General features: G+C 69.4%; 14 protein-coding genes and 1 tRNA gene. 10 read left to right on the forward strand and 5 right to left on the reverse strand.

Features of this window, described 5'->3' with window-relative positions; translation table 11 throughout:
* The first annotated feature begins 22 nt into the window (after positions 1-22).
* The 4 genes from queC to ACFWZ3_RS15050 all read left to right on the forward strand — a co-directional run bounded on the left by queC (position 23) and on the right by ACFWZ3_RS15050 (position 3,046).
* Positions 23-703 (forward strand): 7-cyano-7-deazaguanine synthase QueC, encoded by a 681-nt coding sequence (gene queC / locus ACFWZ3_RS15035; protein ID WP_439708492.1) that lies wholly within the window; start codon positions 23-25, stop codon positions 701-703.
* Positions 704-836: 133 nt separating this feature from the next.
* A tRNA-Lys gene (locus ACFWZ3_RS15040) sits at positions 837-912 on the forward strand.
* A gap of 89 nt (positions 913-1,001) precedes the next feature.
* Positions 1,002-2,027: a low-specificity L-threonine aldolase gene (ltaE, locus tag ACFWZ3_RS15045; RefSeq protein ID WP_439708493.1), complete on the forward strand. Its 1,026-nt coding sequence runs from the start codon at positions 1,002-1,004 to the stop codon at positions 2,025-2,027.
* A gap of 113 nt (positions 2,028-2,140) precedes the next feature.
* A complete protein-coding gene (locus tag ACFWZ3_RS15050) occupies positions 2,141-3,046 on the forward strand; it encodes a glycoside hydrolase family 43 protein (RefSeq protein WP_439708494.1) in 906 nt (301 codons plus the stop codon).
* Here the strand turns inward: ACFWZ3_RS15050 and ACFWZ3_RS15055 are convergent.
* The 3 genes from ACFWZ3_RS15055 to ACFWZ3_RS15065 all read right to left on the reverse strand — a co-directional run bounded on the left by ACFWZ3_RS15055 (position 3,031) and on the right by ACFWZ3_RS15065 (position 5,777).
* Positions 3,031-4,308: a polyhydroxyalkanoate depolymerase gene (locus tag ACFWZ3_RS15055; RefSeq protein ID WP_439708495.1), complete on the reverse strand. Its 1,278-nt coding sequence runs from the start codon at positions 4,306-4,308 to the stop codon at positions 3,031-3,033. The genes ACFWZ3_RS15050 and ACFWZ3_RS15055 overlap by 16 nt on opposite strands.
* Positions 4,309-4,401: 93 nt before the next feature.
* Positions 4,402-5,148, reverse strand: coding sequence for a class I SAM-dependent methyltransferase (locus ACFWZ3_RS15060; protein ID WP_439708496.1), 747 nt, complete (start codon positions 5,146-5,148; stop codon positions 4,402-4,404).
* 128 nt (positions 5,149-5,276) lie between these two features.
* Entirely contained in the window at positions 5,277-5,777 is a 501-nt protein-coding gene (locus tag ACFWZ3_RS15065; RefSeq protein WP_439708497.1) for an RDD family protein, read from the reverse strand.
* A gap of 46 nt (positions 5,778-5,823) precedes the next feature.
* Between ACFWZ3_RS15065 and xerD the strand changes: the two genes are divergently transcribed.
* The 6 genes from xerD to ACFWZ3_RS15095 all read left to right on the forward strand — a co-directional run bounded on the left by xerD (position 5,824) and on the right by ACFWZ3_RS15095 (position 14,888).
* Positions 5,824-6,735 (forward strand): site-specific tyrosine recombinase XerD, encoded by a 912-nt coding sequence (gene xerD / locus ACFWZ3_RS15070; RefSeq protein ID WP_439708498.1) that lies wholly within the window; start codon positions 5,824-5,826, stop codon positions 6,733-6,735.
* A gap of 124 nt (positions 6,736-6,859) precedes the next feature.
* Positions 6,860-7,663 (forward strand): disulfide isomerase DsbC N-terminal domain-containing protein, encoded by an 804-nt coding sequence (locus tag ACFWZ3_RS15075; RefSeq protein ID WP_439708499.1) that lies wholly within the window; start codon positions 6,860-6,862, stop codon positions 7,661-7,663.
* A gap of 158 nt (positions 7,664-7,821) precedes the next feature.
* The gene (purL, locus tag ACFWZ3_RS15080) at positions 7,822-11,682 is read left to right on the forward strand and encodes a phosphoribosylformylglycinamidine synthase (RefSeq protein ID WP_439708500.1); all 3,861 of its coding nucleotides are present in this window, start codon (positions 7,822-7,824) and stop codon (positions 11,680-11,682) included.
* A gap of 141 nt (positions 11,683-11,823) precedes the next feature.
* Entirely contained in the window at positions 11,824-12,510 is a 687-nt protein-coding gene (locus tag ACFWZ3_RS15085) for a hypothetical protein (protein ID WP_439708501.1), read from the forward strand.
* A gap of 544 nt (positions 12,511-13,054) precedes the next feature.
* Entirely contained in the window at positions 13,055-13,903 is an 849-nt protein-coding gene (locus tag ACFWZ3_RS15090; RefSeq protein WP_439708502.1) for a glycosyltransferase family 2 protein, read from the forward strand.
* 88 nt (positions 13,904-13,991) lie between these two features.
* Complete coding sequence (locus ACFWZ3_RS15095; protein ID WP_439708503.1) at positions 13,992-14,888, forward strand: DMT family transporter; 897 nt, start codon at positions 13,992-13,994, stop codon at positions 14,886-14,888.
* 102 nt (positions 14,889-14,990) lie between these two features.
* Here the strand turns inward: ACFWZ3_RS15095 and ACFWZ3_RS15100 are convergent, their stop codons facing one another.
* The gene (locus tag ACFWZ3_RS15100; RefSeq protein WP_439708504.1) at positions 14,991-15,185 is read right to left on the reverse strand and encodes a YbdD/YjiX family protein; all 195 of its coding nucleotides are present in this window, start codon (positions 15,183-15,185) and stop codon (positions 14,991-14,993) included.
* Positions 15,182-17,266: a carbon starvation CstA family protein gene (locus tag ACFWZ3_RS15105; protein ID WP_439708505.1), complete on the reverse strand. Its 2,085-nt coding sequence runs from the start codon at positions 17,264-17,266 to the stop codon at positions 15,182-15,184. The genes ACFWZ3_RS15100 and ACFWZ3_RS15105 overlap by 4 nt, the downstream gene beginning before the upstream one ends.
* Positions 17,267-17,502: the final 236 nt, after the last annotated feature.

The raw sequence follows: 17,502 nt of genomic DNA on the forward strand, positions 1-17,502 counted from the left end.
GCTGTACGCAAGGAACCGATCCATGTCCCAAATCACTCCACGCAACGCCGTCGTGCTCGTCTCCGGCGGCATGGACTCGGCCGTCGTTCTCGCCATCGCCCGCGAGCAGGGCTTTGCCGTGCATGCGCTCAGCGTCGCTTATGGCCAGCGCCATGGCTCCGAGCTGGAGGCCGCCGGGCGCGTTGCCCATGCGCTTGGCGCCGTCGAACACAAGACCGTGCAGATCGACCTGCGCAGCATCGGCGGCTCGGCACTGACCGCCGATATCGACGTACCCGAGCAAGGTGGCGAGGGCATTCCCGTGACCTACGTGCCGGCGCGCAACACGATCATGCTGTCGATCGCGCTGGGCTGGGCCGAGGTGCTCGGCGCCAACGACATATTCTGCGGCGTCAACGCGGTCGACTATTCCGGTTACCCGGACTGCCGGCCTGCCTTCATCGACGCCTTCGAGCAATTGGCCAACGTCGCCACCAAAGCCGGCGTGGAAGGCGCAGGCCTGCGCATCCACGCGCCGCTGATGCGCATGAGCAAGGCCGACATCGCCCGCGAGGGCCAGCGCCTTGGGGTGGATTTCGCCCAGACCGTGAGCTGCTACCAGGCCGACGCGCAGGGCCGCGCCTGCGGCCACTGCGACGCCTGCCACCTGCGCGCCGAGGGCTTCCGCGCCGCAGGCCTGGTCGACCCCACCCGTTACGCCTGATCCGTAGGGTGAGCTTCAGCCCACCATGCCGCCCGGGTGCGGTGGGCTGAAGCCCACCCTACGTGAGCCGTCGGTCTATTGCGCTTGCTTGTGCGACCCGCACGCAAACCTTAAAATCGCCCGTTCGCCTGATGGGTCGTTAGCTCAGTTGGTAGAGCAGTAGACTTTTAATCTATTGGTCCCGAGTTCGAGTCTCGGACGACCCACCATCTTCACCCGCGCCCGTCGCGGGTTTTTTGTGCCCGCTTGCTTCAGGCCAGGTCGCGCGCGAAGCTGCTTCCTTTGCCGGGAGCACAACGTGGACTGGGTCGACCTGCGCAGCGATACGGTAACCAGGCCCACGCCCGCCATGCGCGCGGTCATGCTGGACGCCCCGGTGGGGGACGACGTTTACGGCGAGGATCCCACCGTAAATGTCCTGCAGCAGCGCCTGGCCGACGAGCTCGGCTTCGAGGCTGCGTTGTTCGTGCCCAGCGGCACGCAATCGAACCTGCTGGCGCTGATGTCGCATTGCGAACGCGGCGACGAGTACATCGTCGGCATGGACGCGCACACCTACAAGTTCGAGGGCGGTGGTGCGGCGGTGCTCGGTTCGATCCAGCCCCAGCCGATCGTTCAGGACGCCGACGGTTCGCTGCCGCTGGACCGGGTGGCGGCCGCGATCAAGCCGGTCGACCCGCACTTCGCCCGCACGCGCCTGCTGGCGCTGGAGAACACGTGGCATGGCCGCGTGTTGCCGATGGACTACCTGCAGGCCGCGCGTGATTTCGCGCGCGAGCGCGGCCTTGCGCTCCACCTGGACGGCGCCCGCCTGTACAACGCGTCGGTGGCGGCGGGCGTGCCCGCGCGCGACATCGCGCGGCACTTCGACAGCGTGTCGGTGTGCCTCTCCAAGGGGCTCGGCGCACCGGTGGGTTCGGTGCTGGTGGGCTCCGCGGCGCTGATCGACAAGGCGCGGCGCTGGCGCAAGGTTACCGGTGGCGGCTGGCGCCAGGCCGGCATGCTGGCGGCGGCTGGCCTGTACGCCCTCGATCACCACGTCGCGCGGCTGGCCGACGACCACGCCCGCGCCGTCACCCTGGCACGGCAGATCGAAGCCGTGCCGGGCCTGCGCCTGCTCGGCCAGCACACCAACATGGTCTTCGTCGAGGTGCCCGCCGAGCGGCTGCGCGAGCTGGACGTGCATCTGCGCGAGGCCGGCATCCGCATCAGCATCGGCTATCTGCCGACGCTGCGGTTGGTGACCCACCTGGACATCGACGACGCCGGTATCTCCCGCACGGTCGAGGCGTTTGCCCGTTTCTTCGGCGGGCAGGCAGCGTGATCGGTCGGAGGGCGACGGCTCGCCTGCGGGGCACGAGGCTGCTGATTGCAGCCTTGCTGGCCCTCGTGCCGGCCTGCCCGGTTGTTGCGGCTGAAGTGGCCCGGGACGCCCGGATGCACGCCGGCAACCCGGTCATCCCGGGCTGGTACGCGGACCCGGAGGCGGCGATCTTCGGCAAGACCTACTGGATCTACCCTACCTGGTCCGACAACTACGATCGCCAGCTCTTCATCGATGCCTTCTCCTCGCCGGACCTGGTGACATGGACGCGCCATCCGCACGTGCTCGACGTGCGCGCGATCCATTGGGCCAGACGCGCGATGTGGGCGCCGGCCGTGGTCGCCAAGGGCGGGCGCTACTACCTCTTCTTCGCTGCCAACGACATCCAGAGCGACCGCGAGGTAGGCGGCATCGGCGTGGCGGTGGCCGACCACCCGCAGGGCCCGTTCCGCGACCTGCTGGGCAAGCCGCTGGTCGGCGCCTTCCACAACGGCGCGCAGCCGATCGACCAGTCGGTATTCCGCGACGACGACGGCCAGTACTACCTGATCTACGGTGGCTGGAAGCACGCCAACATCGCGCGGCTGAAGGACGACTTCACCGGCTTCATGCCCTTCGCGGACGGCACGGTGTTCAAGGAGATCACGCCCGAGCACTACGTCGAAGGCCCGATGATGTTCAAGCGCGACGGCCGCTATTACCTGATGTGGTCGGAGGGCGGCTGGACCGGGCCGGATTACTCGGTGGCCTATGCGATCGGCGATTCGCCACTAGGTCCGTTCCGCCGCATCGGCAAGATCCTCGAACATGACCCCTCCATCGCCACCGGCGCCGGCCACCACTCGCTGCTGCACACGCCCGATGGTCGTTGGTACATCGTCTACCACCGGCGCCCCAGGGGCGAAACGGTCGCCAACCACCGCGTAGTCTGTATCGATCGGCTGGAGTTCGACGCCCGCGGCCGCATCCTGCCGGTGAGGATGACGCGGCAGGGCGTCGAGGCTCACCCCTTGCGCTGAGGCGTCCGGCGCGGTGGCCGTGCCGCGTGGTGACGGATGAAGTCGCGCACCTGTGGATACACCGTTTCGCGCCAGCGCCGGCCGCTGAAGATGCCGTAGTGGCCGGCGCCTTCGATCACGCGGTGCGCGTGCCGCTTCGCCGGGATGCCGGTGCACAGCGCGTGCGCCGCCTCGGTCTGGCCCAGACCGGAGATGTCGTCCAGCTCGCCCTCGATGGTGAGCAGCGCGCTGCGCGTGATGGCGCCCGGATCCACGCGCTCGCCGGCCACGTCCCACAGGCCGCGCGGCAGCAGGCATTGCTGGAACACCGTGCCGATGGTGTCCAGGTAATACCCGGCCGGCATGTCCAGCACGGCGTTGTATTCGTCGTAGAAGCGCCGGTGTGCCTCGGCGTCGTCCAGATCGCCGCGCAGCAGATCGAGATAGAAATCCCAGTGCGATGACAGATGGCGGCCCGGATTCATCGCCACGAAACCGGCGTGCTGCAGGAAGCCCGGGTAGACCTTGCGCCCGCGCCCCGGATAGTTGGCCGGCACGGTGTGGATCAGGTTGGCCTCGAACCAGGACAACGGCTGGGTGGTGGCCAGGTCGTTGACGCTGGTGGGGCTGCGGCGCGGGTCGATCGGGCCGCCCATCATGACCAGGCTGCGTGGCGTCTCCTCCCCGCGCGCGGCCATGAGCGACACCGCGGCCAGCACCGGCACGGTCGGCTGGCACACCGAGACCACGTGCAGATCGCTCGCGCCGATGTGGCGGATGAAGCGCTCGACGTAGGCGACGTAGTCGTCCAGCCGGAACATGCCCGCCTCGGCCGGCACCATCCGCGCGTCGACCCAGTCGGTGACGTAGACCTTGTGGTCGCGCAGCAGCGTTCGCACGGTGTCGCGCAGCAGCGTCGCGTGGTGGCCCGAGAGCGGCGCCACCACCAGCACTACCGGCTGGCGGCGCATCGCCTCGATCACCTCGGGGTTGTCGCTGTAGCGCTTGAACCGCCTCAACCGGCAGAACGGCAGTTCCAGCGCGGCCTGTTCCACCACCGCGACGGTGTGGCCATGGGCCTGGATCTCGTGGATGCCGAACGCCGGCTTCTCGTAATCCTTGCCCAGCCGGTACATCAGCTCGCAGCCGGCTGCCCAGCGCGCCGCCCCCGGCCACTGCGCAAGCAGGCTGCCCGGCTCGCTGAACATCTTCGCGCTGGCCTGCGCGAAGTAGCTCATCGGGCCCATGAAGGCGCGCTGCCATTCGTGGAGTTGGTAGAGCATGGCGACCGGGTCATGCAGGACAAAGCAGCATTCTAGTGGCTTTGTCCCGCGGATGCTGCACTGCGGCAGACGGCCCGAAGTCGTACGTCTGCCTCAGCCGCCGCGCCGACGGCAAATCAGCAGAACTTCGTCCACGCCGTCCACCTGGGGCAACCCTTCGCGCCACTGCAGCGGCTTCTGGAACTTGAGTCCCAGCGGCATGAACACATGGTTGTACCACCACATCGCGCGCTCGCGCCGATGGGTCAGGAACCACTGCCCCAGGTCGAGCAAGCGCGAGGATTTGGGCTGCATGCCATAGATCGCACTGCGTTCCAGCGCAAACCCGTGTGCCGCAAGCTTGGCCTCGATCGCCTCCGGCTCGTAACGCCGGCAGTGCCCGACGAACTCGTCGAACGCCGTCCAGGCATCGGCGTGCAGGGGCACCGACAGCAACAGCTTCGCCCCCGGCGCCGCCACGCGCGCGAGCTCGCGCAAGGCGCCTTCGTCGTCGGCGACGTGCTCGAGGATGTCGAAGGCGCACACCAGGTCGAATCGGGCATCGGCGCAGGGCAGCGCACCGATCATGCCGTGCATGGCGCTGGCCCCGCGCGCGCGCAACTGGCGCAGCGCCGCGTGGCTCAGGTCAACGAAGCAGGTGCCATCCAGCGGCAGGCGCGGACGCAGGCCGGGGGCGACCTCGAGCCGGCGCGGCGCCGCCGCGGCCAGCTCGCGCAACAGCGGCCAGGTGTTGAAACGCTCGGGATCGACAAGCCACGCCTGCGCCCACAGCGCTTCGTAGAAGCCGCGGTTGACGCGGAGCAGCTCGGCATCGCTGCGGATGGGGGCGGAAGTGGCCATGGGGCTTTGTACAGCAAGCGCGGCCGCGACGGATGTGAAGCGCCAATCGCTTTGTAGGAGCCCGCGTGCGGGCGATGCCCTGAAGGTACGCGCCCAGAGCATCGCCCGCACGCGCTCCTACAGGGGCGTCAGGTCCGGCGCATTTCGGTACCGGCAGCAATATCGTGAAGGGCTCGCCGCCGCCGGTCGATCAACGCCGGCGCGAACCACACCGCCCAGCCGGCCAGCACCACCCATACCGCACCGCGCAGCCCCAGCCACGGGGCCAGGCCCAGCAACAGCAGCGGCAAGGCCGCGACGATCACCCGCCGCAGCGCCTGTCCCCACAGCACCTTGCCGCCATTGGCACCGACCACGCGGATGCGCCACGGCCGCATGCCGAGCGTCTGCCCGCCGCGCAGCCACGAGATCACGAAATACGCGCCCACCACCAGGCCCTGCAGCGGCTGGTACCACCACGCGATCGCCGGATGCGTGCCAGCGGCCACCACCTGGCCGCCGGTGGCGAGCTGGCACAGCAGCCCCACCACCATCACGATCGCCACCACCGCGAGCAGGTCGTAGACCAGGGCGGCGAGGCGGCGCCACATCGGGCAGGGAAGGGCGGCGGGGTCGTGCGATCGGGTCATCGGCGTTTCGCTTGCGCCCGCCGCGAACCGCGGCGAGCATCTGCGCATGCAGGAAAAGAGCGCAAGTATCGCCGAAGCCGACCAGCGCAGCATCGCCGCGTTCCTTGAACGGGTCTGGTCCGAAGACGGCCTGGCCGACCGCACCCTGGAAGCCTATCGGCAGGACCTTGAGGGACTGGCGCGCTGGCTCGCCTCGCGCGGACGCGGTCTGCAGACGGCGCGCCGCGAGGACCTGTCGGCGTTCCACGGCAGCCAGCCGGCGGCGGTCCGTTCGATGGCGCGGCGCCAGTCGGCGTTCCGGCGCTATTACGGCCAGCTCGCGCGCGACACCCCGGGTTACGAGGACCCCACGCTGCTGATCGAGCGCCCGCGCATGCCACGCAGTCTGCCCAAGGCGCTGGCCGAGCGCGAGATCGAGGCGCTCCTCGCCGCACCGGACGTGGATTCCACCCTCGGCCTGCGCGATCGCGCGATGCTCGAGCTGATGTACGCCTCCGGCCTGCGCGTGTCGGAGCTGGTCGAGCTCCCGCTGGCCGCGCTCAACACGCGCCAGGGCGTGCTGCGGATTACCGGCAAGGGCGGCAAGGACCGCCTGGTGCCGGTCGGCGAAGTCGCGCTTGAGCGCATCGAGGCCTATCTCGCGGATGCACGGCCGCAGCTCGCAAAAGGCCGCCAGCCGGCGGCGCTGTTCCTCAGCCGGCGCGGCGAGGGCATGACGCGGCAGATGTTCTGGACGCTGGTCAAGCGGCACGCGCTGGCGGTCGGCATCGAGGGCAAACGCATCTCGCCGCATGTGCTGCGCCACTCCTTCGCCACCCATCTGCTCAACCACGGCGCCGACCTGCGCGCGCTGCAGTTGCTGCTGGGGCATGCCTCGCTCAGCACCACGCAGATCTACACGCTGGTGGCGAAGGAAGGCCTGAAGCGCCTGCACGCGAAACACCACCCTCGCGGCTGACGCAGACGGTCCGGCCAGGCTGAAGCCAGGCCTGTGGGGTTCCGGGGCTCGTAAGCTCCCGCTTATCCCCGCTGTGCCAGAATCGGCCGATCGCCGCTTTCCCCCACGCGGCCGCGAGGTTCCGATGTTCAAGAAACTCTCCGTCGCGCTGCTCGCCAGCGCCTTCGCGCTCGCCGCCTGCGCGGCCGACCGCCAGGACGCCGCCGCCACCGGCAGCGCGCCCGATCCGGCCCTCGCCGCCGGCAGCACGATCGATCCGGCTGCCGGGGAGGTGGTCCGCGCAGCGCTGAAGAAGCTCGCCCCTGGCGTGCAGATCGACCAGATCACGGCCTCGCCGCTGCCGGGCTTTTACCAGGTGATTGCCTCCGGACAACTGGTCTATGTCAGTGCCGACGGCAAGTACATGATCAATGGCGACGTGGTCGACCTGGCCGCCAGGGAGAACCTGAGCGAACGCGCCTGGGCAGGCTTCCGCAAGGCCGAACTGGCCAAGGTGCCGGCGTCCCAGCGCATCGTGTTCGCGCCGCCGCACCCGAAGTACACGGTGACCGTGTTCTCCGACGTCAACTGCGGCTACTGCCGCATGTTCCATTCGCACATCAAGCAGTTCAACGACGAAGGCATCGCGGTGGAATACCTGGCCTGGCCGCGCGAGGGCGTGACCGATACCGCTGGCGCCCCCACCGACACGTACAAGGAAATGGTCTCGGTCTGGTGCGCCGCCGACCGCAAGGCCGCGTTCACCGCCGCCAAGCAGGGCAAGGCGCCCAAGCCCGCCGAGTGCGCCAATCCCGTCAAGGACGAGTTCGACCTCGGCGTCAAGCTCGGCGTCACCGGCACGCCGATGGTGCTGGGACCCGACGGGACGGTGCTGGGCGGCTACGTCACGCCCGACAAGCTATTGAAGATGCTAGAAAAAGGCGGCTGATCCCTGTAGGAGCGCCCTTGGGCGCGACCGGGATGGCGGTCGCGCCCAAGGGCGCTCCTACACTCAAGGATCGGTCTGCTTGGATTGGTGGGCTGGATGGGCCGCCCGGTCGCATCGGGTAGAATAGGGCGCTTCCCTTCAGCGCCGAATCCCCCCGCATGATCGCTTTCGACGGGCAGAGCGCCCTTTCGCCGTTTCGCCTTGAACGCCTGAACGCCCGCCTCGACGCGGTGCACCGCGGCGCGCGCGTGCAGGCTGTCTGGTTCGTCTACGTGCTCGATGCCGGCCACGCGCCCGAAGGCGCCGAGCGCAAGCGCCTGCTCGAAGTGCTGGAAGCCAAGGACGCCACGGCCGAGTCCGCCACCCTGTGGACGGTGCCACGGCTGGGCACCATCTCGCCCTGGTCGAGCAAGGCCACCGACATCCTGCACGGCGCCGGCTTCGACGTACGCCGCGTCGAGCGCGGCGTGGCCTGGCAGGTCGCCGGCCTGCCGGCTGCGGGTACGCCCGATTACGTGGCGGTGCTGACCGTGCTGCACGATCCGATGACCGAATCGGTGCTGACCGACCTGGCACAAGCGCAGGGCCTGTTCCTGGCCGGCACGCCGGGCGACCTGGTGCACGTCGAGCTCGGCGGCGCGCCGCGCGAGGCGCTGGCCGCCGCCAACGCGCGCCTGGGCCTGGCGCTGGCCGACGACGAGATCGACTACCTCGCCGAGCGCTACGCGGAACTGGGCCGCGACCCGACCGACGCCGAGCTGTTCATGTTCGCGCAGGCCAACTCCGAGCATTGCCGCCACAAGGTGTTCAACGCGAGCTGGACGATCGACGGCGAAGCACAGGACAAGAGCCTGTTCGCCATGATCAAGCACACCCACCAGTGCTCCCCGGCGCATACGCTCTCGGCCTACAAGGACAACGCGGCGGTCATCGAGGGCCACACGGCCCATCGCTTCCTCACCGATGGCGAAGGCACCTGGCGCGCGCACGACGAACAGGTCGACTACGCAATCAAGGTCGAGACGCACAACCACCCGACCGCGATCGCGCCCTGGCCGGGTGCGGCCACCGGCGCCGGCGGCGAGATCCGCGACGAGGGCGCCACCGGCCGCGGCGCCAAGCCCAAGGCCGGCCTGACCGGCTTCTCGGTGTCGGACCTGCGCATCCCGGGCGCGCCGCAGCCGTGGGAAGTCGATCGCCCGTTGCCGCCGCGCATGGCCAGCGCTTTCGAGATCATGCGCGACGGCCCGCTCGGCGCTGCCGCGTTCAACAACGAATTCGGCCGACCCTGCCTGGGCGGCTACTTCCGCACCTACGAGCACGAAACCGGCGAAGCCGGCGTGCGCCGCGGCTACGACAAGCCGATCATGATCGCCGGCGGCCTGGCCAATATCCGCCACGACCACGTGCAGAAGCGCGACATCCAGCCGGGCCACGCGGTGATCGTGCTGGGCGGCCCGGCGATGCTGATCGGCCTGGGCGGCGGCGCGGCCTCGTCGGTCGCCTCCGGCGCCTCCAGCGCCGAGCTCGACTTCGCTTCGGTGCAGCGCGACAACGCCGAGATGGAGCGGCGCTGCCAGCAGGTGATCGACAGTTGCTGGATGCGGGGCGAGCACAACCCGATCGTCAGCATCCACGACGTCGGCGCCGGTGGCCTGTCCAACGCCATTCCCGAATTGCTCAACGACGCCGGCGTCGGCGGCGAGATCGACCTCTCCAGGGTGCCCTGCGACGACCCGTCGCTCTCGCCCATGCAGGTGTGGAGCAACGAGTCGCAGGAGCGCTACGTGCTCGGCATCGCGCAGGAAAACCTCGCCGAGTTCGAGGCCTACTGCAAGCGCGAGCGCTGCCCGTACGCGGTGGTCGGCACCGCCACCGCCGAGCGCACGTTGCGGGTGACCGACCCGCGCCGCAACCTCACCGTGATCGATCTGCCGATGGACGTGCTGTTCGGCAAGCCGCCGCGCATGCACCGCGACGCGCAGCGGATCAAGCCGCGCGTGGACCTGCTGCCGGACCTCTCCGGCATCGGCATGGACGAGGCGGTGCAGCGCGTGCTGCGCCTGCCCACCGTGGGCAGCAAGAACTTCCTGATCACCATCGGCGACCGCACCGTCGGCGGCCTCAACCATCGTGACCCGATGGTCGGCCCGTGGCAGGTGCCGGTGGCGGACTGCGCCGTCACGCTCACCGACTTCGACGGCTACCAGGGCGAGGCGATGGCGATGGCCGAGCGCGCCCCGGTGGCGCTGCTCAACAGCGCCGATGCCGCGCGGCTGGCCGTGGGCGAGGCGATCACCAACCTGGCCGCCGCGCCGATCGCCTCGCTGGGCGAGATCCGCCTGTCGGCCAACTGGATGGCCGCGGTCAACCACGCAGGTGAGGATGCCGCGCTATTTGACGCGGTCAAGGCGGTCGGCATGGAGCTGTGCCCCGCGCTCGACATCGCCATCCCGGTCGGCAAGGACTCGCTCTCCATGCAGACCGTGTGGCAGGACGGCGACCAGCCGCAGCGCACGGTCGCGCCGGTGTCGCTGGTCATTACCGGCTTTGCCCGCGTCGACGACGTACGCCGCACGCTCACGCCGCAGCTCAAGCTCGACCGTGGCGATTCCGAGTTGTGGCTGATCGACCTCGGCGCCGGGCGCGACCGCCTGGGCGGTTCCGCGCTGACCCAGGTGTTCAATCGCGCCGGCGGCGTGCCGCCGGACCTGGACGATCCCAAGCGCCTGCGCGCGCTGTTCGAGCTGGTGCAGGAGGCCAACCGCGCCGGCCTGGTGCTCGCCTACCACGACCGATCCGACGGCGGCGTGCTGGTGACGCTGCTGGAGATGGCTTTCGCCGGCCACTGCGGCCTGCAGATTCATCTTGACGGCTGGGCCGAAGCCACGCTGCGCGCGCTGTTCAACGAGGAACTGGGCGCCGTGTTGCAGGTGGCCAGCGCCAATCGCGAAGCTTTCGAAGCGCTGCTGGTCAAGCACGGCCTGGCCGGCATGAGCCACCGCATCGGCCGTCCGAAGGAGAAGCTCGGCATCAAGCTTTACCTGGGCGACGATGCCGTCTTCAAGTGGAACTGGACGCAATTGCTCGGCGCCTGGAACCAGACCAGCCACGCCATGCAGCGCCTGCGCGACAATCCCGCCAGCGCCGATGCCGAGTGCGAATGGCGGCTGGATGACGCCGACCCGGGCGTAAGCCCCAAGCTCACGTTCAATCCGGGCGAGGACATCGCCGCGCCGTACATCGCCCGCGGCGCCCGTCCGCGCGTGGCGATCCTGCGCGAGCAGGGCGTCAACGGCCAGGTCGAGATGGCCGCGGCGTTCACCCGCGCCGGCTTCGACGCGGTGGACGTGCACATGTCCGACCTCGCCGCCGGCCGCCACAAGCTGGCCGACTTCCGCGGCTTCGCCGCCTGCGGCGGTTTCTCCTACGGCGACGTGCTCGGCGCCGGCCGCGGCTGGGCCACCTCGATCCTCTACAACGAGGCGATGCGCGCGCAGTTCGAGGCGTTCTTCAACGATCCGTCGAAGTTCGCACTGGGTGCCTGCAACGGCTGCCAGATGCTGTCGCAGCTGAAGGACATCATCCCGGGCGCCAAGCACTGGCCGAAGTTCGTACGCAACGCCTCCGAGCAGTACGAGGCGCGCCTGGCCACGCTCGAAGTGCTCGACTCACCCAGCCTGTTCTTCAAGGGCATGGCCGGCTCGCGCATCCCGGTGGCGGTGGCGCACGGCGAGGGGCGGGTCAGCTTCCCCTACGCCTGCAGCCCGTCCAAGGCGCAGGCGGCGGTGCGCTTCGTGGACAACCGCGGCAAGCCGACCGAGAACTACCCGCTCAACCCGAACGGCTCGCCCGGCGGCCTGGCCGGCTTTACCGCCGCCGACGGCCGCGTGACCATCCTGATGCCGCATCCGGAGCGCGTGTTCCGCAGCGTGCAGTTGAGCTGGCATCCGGAGAACTGGGGCGAGGATTCGCCGTGGATGCGCATGTTCCGCAACGCGCGGGTGTGGTGCGGCTGAGGGGCGCGGTTCGCGTAGTCAACCGCTGACGTTGCGGCTCCCTCGCGCGCGGTAAGGTCGGCGCATGTCAGGTACGGCGGGCCTTTTTCCGATCCCTCTCTCTCCCGGCACTGCCGGGGGAGCGGTGGTGGCGTGACCGGGGTGCCCACACGTTGGCTCCTCGCGCCGGCCTGGCTGTTCCTGCTGGCGCTGCAGCCGTGGTGGCTGGGGCTGCCGTTGTTGCTGTCGGTGGCGGCGGTGCTGCTGTTCGCCAGCGATCGACTGGAAGGTCACGCGCCCGTGTTGCGCCTGGCGTTGAGCTGGGGTTTGCCGGGCGTGCTGTTTGCAGGGCAACGCGCTCTCGGCGGCAATGCCTTCGCCTGGGCGATGGCATTGCTGGGGGCACTGGCGGGTTTCACCTTGCTGGCCGGGCTGGAGGCATGGCTCGATCGTGGGCGGCGCGAGCAGGTTGCGCAGCCGGAGTTGCGCGACTGGCCGAGCCTGGCGTTGGCGCCGATCGGGCCGGGGGCGGTGGTGGTCGAGTTGGTGCCGCCCGCGTGGTCGGAAGGTACGTGCCCGGATCCGCGCGGGGGCGAGGTGCGCTGGGAGGCGGGGCGCTTCGTGCTGGCCGATGCGACGGTGGAGCGGGTGCAGGCGCACGCGTCGTTCAGTCCCGATGGTCGCTGGTTCGTTGCACGCACGTCGCGCGGTCTTGTGCTGCTCGACCGTGACCATGGACGTCTTTATCGCCTGCGTGGCTGGGAGTTGTGCGGCTGGCATGACGGCCCGTGGCTCGCCCGAGAGGCGGGGCCGGCGATGGCTTGGCGTGAGGTGCTTGGTCGCCACTGATCCTGCTCCCTCTCCCCTCCGGGGAGAGGGTTGGGGTGAGGGGCGGGGGCTCGCCTTGAGGTTTCCTTCAGAGCAAGAGCTTTCGGACGCCTTTGGCGCCCGAGTCACTTTCTCTTGCTTGCCCAAGAGAAAGTAACCAAAGAGAAGGGCACCCCGATGGCGCGCCCTTCGGGTACGCGTGCGGGCGGCGGGGTTTTTCGACGGGGCTTCCTGCCCCGACGAAAAACTGGCCGGCGTCCTGCCGGCCACCCTGCGGGCTGATCCGCCACCCGCCCGCCGCGCCATAGGGGACCCGGGTAGAGCAGCGCGCTTCCTGCGCGCACTTTTCAGAGGAGCCAAGGCCAAGGCGAAAAGCCGGAGCGGAAGGCCGGAGCGGAAGGCATGGACGTGCGGCGAACGGGCTCCCTCTCCCCTCCGGGGAGAGGGCTGGGGTGAGGGGCCGGGGCTCGCGGGAAACTGCAGGCAGTTCTCCGCACCCCCGCCCCTCACGCATACTTGCCGGGTGTCTACTCCCATTCCCCTCGCAAGGACGCTTCCGGTCAGCGTGATCGTGGTGTGCGCCGACAGCGGCTCCTCGCTGCGCGACTGCGCGCAGCGGGTGCTCGAAAGCGCGGTGCCGCTCGAGTTGATCCTGATCGACAACGGCTCGACCGACGGCGTGCCGCAGTCGATCGAAAGCGCGCACCCCGAGGAGCCGCGACTGAAGGTGATCTACAACCACGCCAACCTCGGCTTCGGCCCGGCGGTGAACCGTGCCGCCGCGGTGGCGAAGGGCGAGCACCTGCTGGTGCTCAACCCCGACTGCCTGCTCGAGCCGGACACCCTGACCCGCATGCTCGACACCCTCGACGAGCATCCCCAGGCCGGCATCGTCGGTGCCGTGGTGTGCGCGGCCGACGGCACGCCGGACCCGGCCTCGTACCGGCGCGATCCGCTGCTGCGCCACGCGCTGGCGACGTTGCTGGGCACGCGGGGCGGCATGAACATCGACGGCGAGATACCCAGGCACGTGGTCAGCGCCGAAGCGGTGTCCGGTGCGCTCATGTTGCTGCCGCGCAAGGTGTTCGAGCAGTTGGGCGGTTTCGATGAGGCGTACTTCCTGCATTGCGAGGACCTGGACCTGTGCCGGCGCGCCCGCGATGCGGGTTACTCGGTCCTGCTCGCCGGCGACGTGCGCGTGCTGCACGGCAAGGGCGGTTCGAGCCGGCACCGGCCGGTATTCGTCAGCCGGCACAAGCATCGCGGCATGTGGCGCTGGTTCCGCAAGTTCGATCCGGCCGCGCGCCATCCCCTGGTGGCGGGACTTGTCTGGCTGGGCATCTGGACGCACTTCGCCATGCGGGTGCCCGGCCAGTTGTGGCGGTTGTCAAAAGCCTCGCGCCGCTCCCTGTAAGAGCCCGCGTGCGGGTGATGCCCTTTCCCCACCTGCTGCAAGAGCATCGCCCGCACGCGGGCTCCTACGGAAGAACTGTCGACTGCGCATGACCACCCGCCCCCGCACTTTCGCCGCCACCCTCGGCCTGCTCGCCCTCACTGCCGTGTGGGGCTCGACCTTCGTGCTGATCAAAGATGTGGTCGAGCGCATGCGCGTGGTGGATTTCCTTGCCGTGCGCTTCGCCATTGCAGCGCTCTCGATGCTGGTGCTGTTCGCGCGTCCGGTGTGGCGCTTGCCGCGCGGGCAGGCGGGCCGTGCGTTGCTGTTGGGTGTCGTCTACGGGCTCGCCCAGTTGCTGCAGACATGGGGATTGAAACTGATCGCGCCCAGCGTCAGCGGCTTTGCCACCGGCATGTATGTGGTGTTCACGCCGCTCCTGGCCTGGCTGCTGCTGCGTGAGCGCATCGCGGGCGTCGTCTGGCTGGCCGTCGCGCTGGCGACCGGGGGGCTGGCGCTACTGTCCCTGCACGGCGTGTCCATCGACCTGGGCGTGTGGCTGACGCTGGCCTCGGCGGCGCTTTACGCGTTGCACATCGTCGGCCTGGGCCGCTGGTCGCGCGAGCAGGACGCGGTCGGCATGTCGGCGGTGCAGGTCGTGGCGATCGCGCTGATCTGCCTGCTGGCCACTGCGCCGCAAGGGCCGGCGCTGCCTCCCGACGGCTCGACGTGGCTGGCGGTGCTGTACATGGCGCTGGTCGCCGGCGCGGGTGCGATGCTGATGCAGACTTGGGCGCAGGCGCACCTGCCGCCCGCGCGCGCGGCGATCGTGATGACCACCGAGCCGGTGTTCGCCGCGGGCTTCGCGGTGGCGCTGGGCGTGGATGCGCTGAGCTGGCGCATGCTCGCCGGCGGCGCGCTGGTGCTGGGGGCGATGTATCTGGTGGAGCTGGCCCCCAGGCGCAGCGTGGCGCTGGAGGCCGAGGCGCGACACCACGAGGTCTAGCATGTGTAGGAGCGCACCCTGCGACCGCGGTGCATCCCGGTCGCGCACAGGGTGCGCTCCTGCAGGGAGAGCATGCGGCCGAGCTGAAACCCTTGACTGGGCTCAGCAGCAACGCCCGCCGGTGCCCTTGTAGCGTGCTTCCTGCCGCTCGCGGAAGAACGTCTCGTAGCTCGGCACCACGCGCTCGGGATGATGCTCGCGCAGGTGGCGCACGTACGCGTCGTAGTCGGGCACGCCACAGCACAGCCTCGCCGTCTGCACCGCGCGCGACCACGCCGTGCGGAGCCAGCGCTTCATGGTGCGTTCCCCGCAACGGCATCGAGCGCCACGTAGGGTTCCTCATGCGCCGTCGGATGGTTCGTGCGCCAAGCGCGCAGCATGGTCTGCAGGGTGAAGGCGACCATTGCCAGCACCAGCAGCATGAACAGCCCCGTCAGCGCGGCATCGACGTAATTGTTGGTGACGATGCGCTGCATCTCCGCGACGTTTTTCGCAGGTGCGAGCAGCCGCCCCTCGGCGGCGGCCGCCGCGTACCTCTGCGCTGCGGCCGTAAAGCTGATCGGCCCAACCAGCTTTTCGTAACCGGCCGCCAGCGTGCACACGATCAGCCAGACCGCCGGGATGCCCGGCACCCAGACGAACCGCTCGCGCTTGAGCTTCACCACCACCACCGTCGCCAGCAGCAACGCGATCGCCGCCAGCATCTGGTTGGCGATGCCGAACAGCGGCCACAGCGTGTTGATGCCGCCCAGCGGATCGACCGCGCCCTGGTAGAGGAAGTAGCCCCATAGCCCCACGCAGATCGCCGTGGCGAGCAGGTTACCCGTCCACGATTCGGTCTGCTGCAGCGGCTTGTGGATGAGGCCGGCGATCTCCTGGATCATGAAGCGGCCCACGCGCGTGCCGGCGTCCACCGTGGTGAGGATGAACAGCGCCTCGAACAGGATCGCGTAGTGATACCAGAACGCCATCATGCCGCCGCCGGGCAGGATCTCGTGCAGCAGCCGCGCCATGCCCACCGCGAGCGTGGGCGCGCCGCCGGCGCGTGAGAGCACGCTCGCTTCGCCGATGTCGCGCGCGGTCTGCGTAAGCTGGTCGGGCGTGACCACGAAGCCCCACTGGCTGATGGTTTGCGCGGCGTGCTCGGCGGTGGTGCCGATCAGCGCCGCCGGCGAATTCATCGCGAAGTACACGCCCGGATGCAGCGACGCGGCCGCCACCAGCGCCATGATCGCCACGAACGCCTCCATCAGCATGCCGCCGTAGCCGACCAGGCGCGCCTCGCCTTCATTGGCGAGCAGCTTCGGCGTGGTGCCCGAGGCGATGATCGAGTGCCAGCCCGACACCGCGCCGCAGGCGATGGTGATGAACAGGAACGGGAACAGGTCACCCTGGAACACCGGCCCGGTGCCGCCGATGAAGCGCGTGACCGCGGCCATCTGCAGCGTCGGCGCAGCAAGGAAGATCGCCAGCGCCAGCAGCGCGATGGTGCCGATCTTGAGGAACGTCGACAGGTAATCGCGCGGCGCCAGCAGCAGCCACACCGGCAGCACCGAGGCGCAGAAGCCGTACGCGATCAGCAGCCACGCCAGCGCCTTCGCGTCGAAGTCGAACAGCGGCGCCAGCGTGGCCGATTCGGCGACGAAGCGACCCAGCCAGATCGAGCCGAGCAGCAGCACCAGCCCGATGATCGACACCTCCAGAATGCGGCCCGGCCGCAGCCAGCGCAGGTACACGCCCATCAGCAGCGCGATCGGGATCGTCGCGGCCACGGTGAAGGTGCCCCACGGGCTGTGCGTGAGCGCCTTGACCACCACCAGCGCGAGCACCGCCAGCACGATCATCATCAGCACCAGCACGCCGAACATGGCCACCACGCCGGGCAGCGGCCCCAGTTCCTCGCGCAGCATGTGGCCGAGCGAACGGCCATCGCGGCGCAGCGACAGCGCCAAAATCATGAAGTCCTGCACCGCGCCGGCGAACACCACGCCGAACAGGATCCACAACGTGCCCGGCAGGTAGCCCATCTGCGCCGCCAGCACCGGACCCACCAGCGGACCGGCGCCGGCAATGGCGGCGAAGTGGTGACCGAACACCACCCACTTGTCGGTCGGAACGTAGTCGAGTCCGTCCGGATGGCGCATCGCCGGCGTGGCGCGGCTGGCGTCGAGCTGCAGCACGTGCCGTTCGACGAAGCGGCCGTAGAAGCGGTAGCCGATCACGAACACCGCGATCGCTGCGGCGACCAGCCAGATCGCGTTGATCGGTTCGCCCCGGCGCAGCGCGACCACGCCCAAACAGAACGCGCCGACGAGGGCGATCGCGGCCCACAGGATCTTCGCCGCAGGGCTGCTCGGAACGGAGGCGCGGGTGTGCATGGGCTTCTCCTCGACGGTCGGGCAAGAGTCGTCCCGGGAAGGGCGGTGGGTCAAATGCCGGATGCTGTGTTGCTTCTCTACTCGGTCCGCCGTGAAAGGGAATGGCCCTCGCAGGAAACCGACGAATTCCCCGCGAGCCCGGGGAAGGATCTCTGTGCGAGGGGACTCAACAAAGGAAGCGATCACGACGCGCGCGCCATGGCGCGCGTAAACTCGCCCCGCATCCCCACGGAGTC

This window comes from Frateuria sp. GZRR35 (assembly GCF_051900415.1).
Classification (GTDB): domain Bacteria; phylum Pseudomonadota; class Gammaproteobacteria; order Xanthomonadales; family Rhodanobacteraceae; genus Frateuria_A.

What these genes read in the sequence shown, in the direction of transcription:
- ACFWZ3_RS15065 (WP_439708497.1), bottom strand. Translation starts at nt 5,777, where the DNA reads ATGACCCGATCGCACGACCCCGCCGCCCTTCCCTGCCCGATGTGGCGC.
- purL (WP_439708500.1), top strand. Translation starts at nt 7,822, where the DNA reads ATGATCGCTTTCGACGGGCAGAGCGCCCTTTCGCCGTTTCGCCTTGAA.
- ACFWZ3_RS15075 (WP_439708499.1), top strand. Translation starts at nt 6,860, where the DNA reads ATGTTCAAGAAACTCTCCGTCGCGCTGCTCGCCAGCGCCTTCGCGCTC.
- ACFWZ3_RS15095 (WP_439708503.1), top strand. Translation starts at nt 13,992, where the DNA reads ATGACCACCCGCCCCCGCACTTTCGCCGCCACCCTCGGCCTGCTCGCC.
- xerD (WP_439708498.1), top strand. Translation starts at nt 5,824, where the DNA reads ATGCAGGAAAAGAGCGCAAGTATCGCCGAAGCCGACCAGCGCAGCATC.
- ACFWZ3_RS15050 (WP_439708494.1), top strand. Translation starts at nt 2,141, where the DNA reads ATGCACGCCGGCAACCCGGTCATCCCGGGCTGGTACGCGGACCCGGAG.
- ACFWZ3_RS15060 (WP_439708496.1), bottom strand. Translation starts at nt 5,148, where the DNA reads ATGGCCACTTCCGCCCCCATCCGCAGCGATGCCGAGCTGCTCCGCGTC.
- ACFWZ3_RS15055 (WP_439708495.1), bottom strand. Translation starts at nt 4,308, where the DNA reads ATGCTCTACCAACTCCACGAATGGCAGCGCGCCTTCATGGGCCCGATG.
- ACFWZ3_RS15100 (WP_439708504.1), bottom strand. Translation starts at nt 15,185, where the DNA reads ATGAAGCGCTGGCTCCGCACGGCGTGGTCGCGCGCGGTGCAGACGGCG.
- ACFWZ3_RS15105 (WP_439708505.1), bottom strand. Translation starts at nt 17,266, where the DNA reads ATGCACACCCGCGCCTCCGTTCCGAGCAGCCCTGCGGCGAAGATCCTG.
- queC (WP_439708492.1), top strand. Translation starts at nt 23, where the DNA reads ATGTCCCAAATCACTCCACGCAACGCCGTCGTGCTCGTCTCCGGCGGC.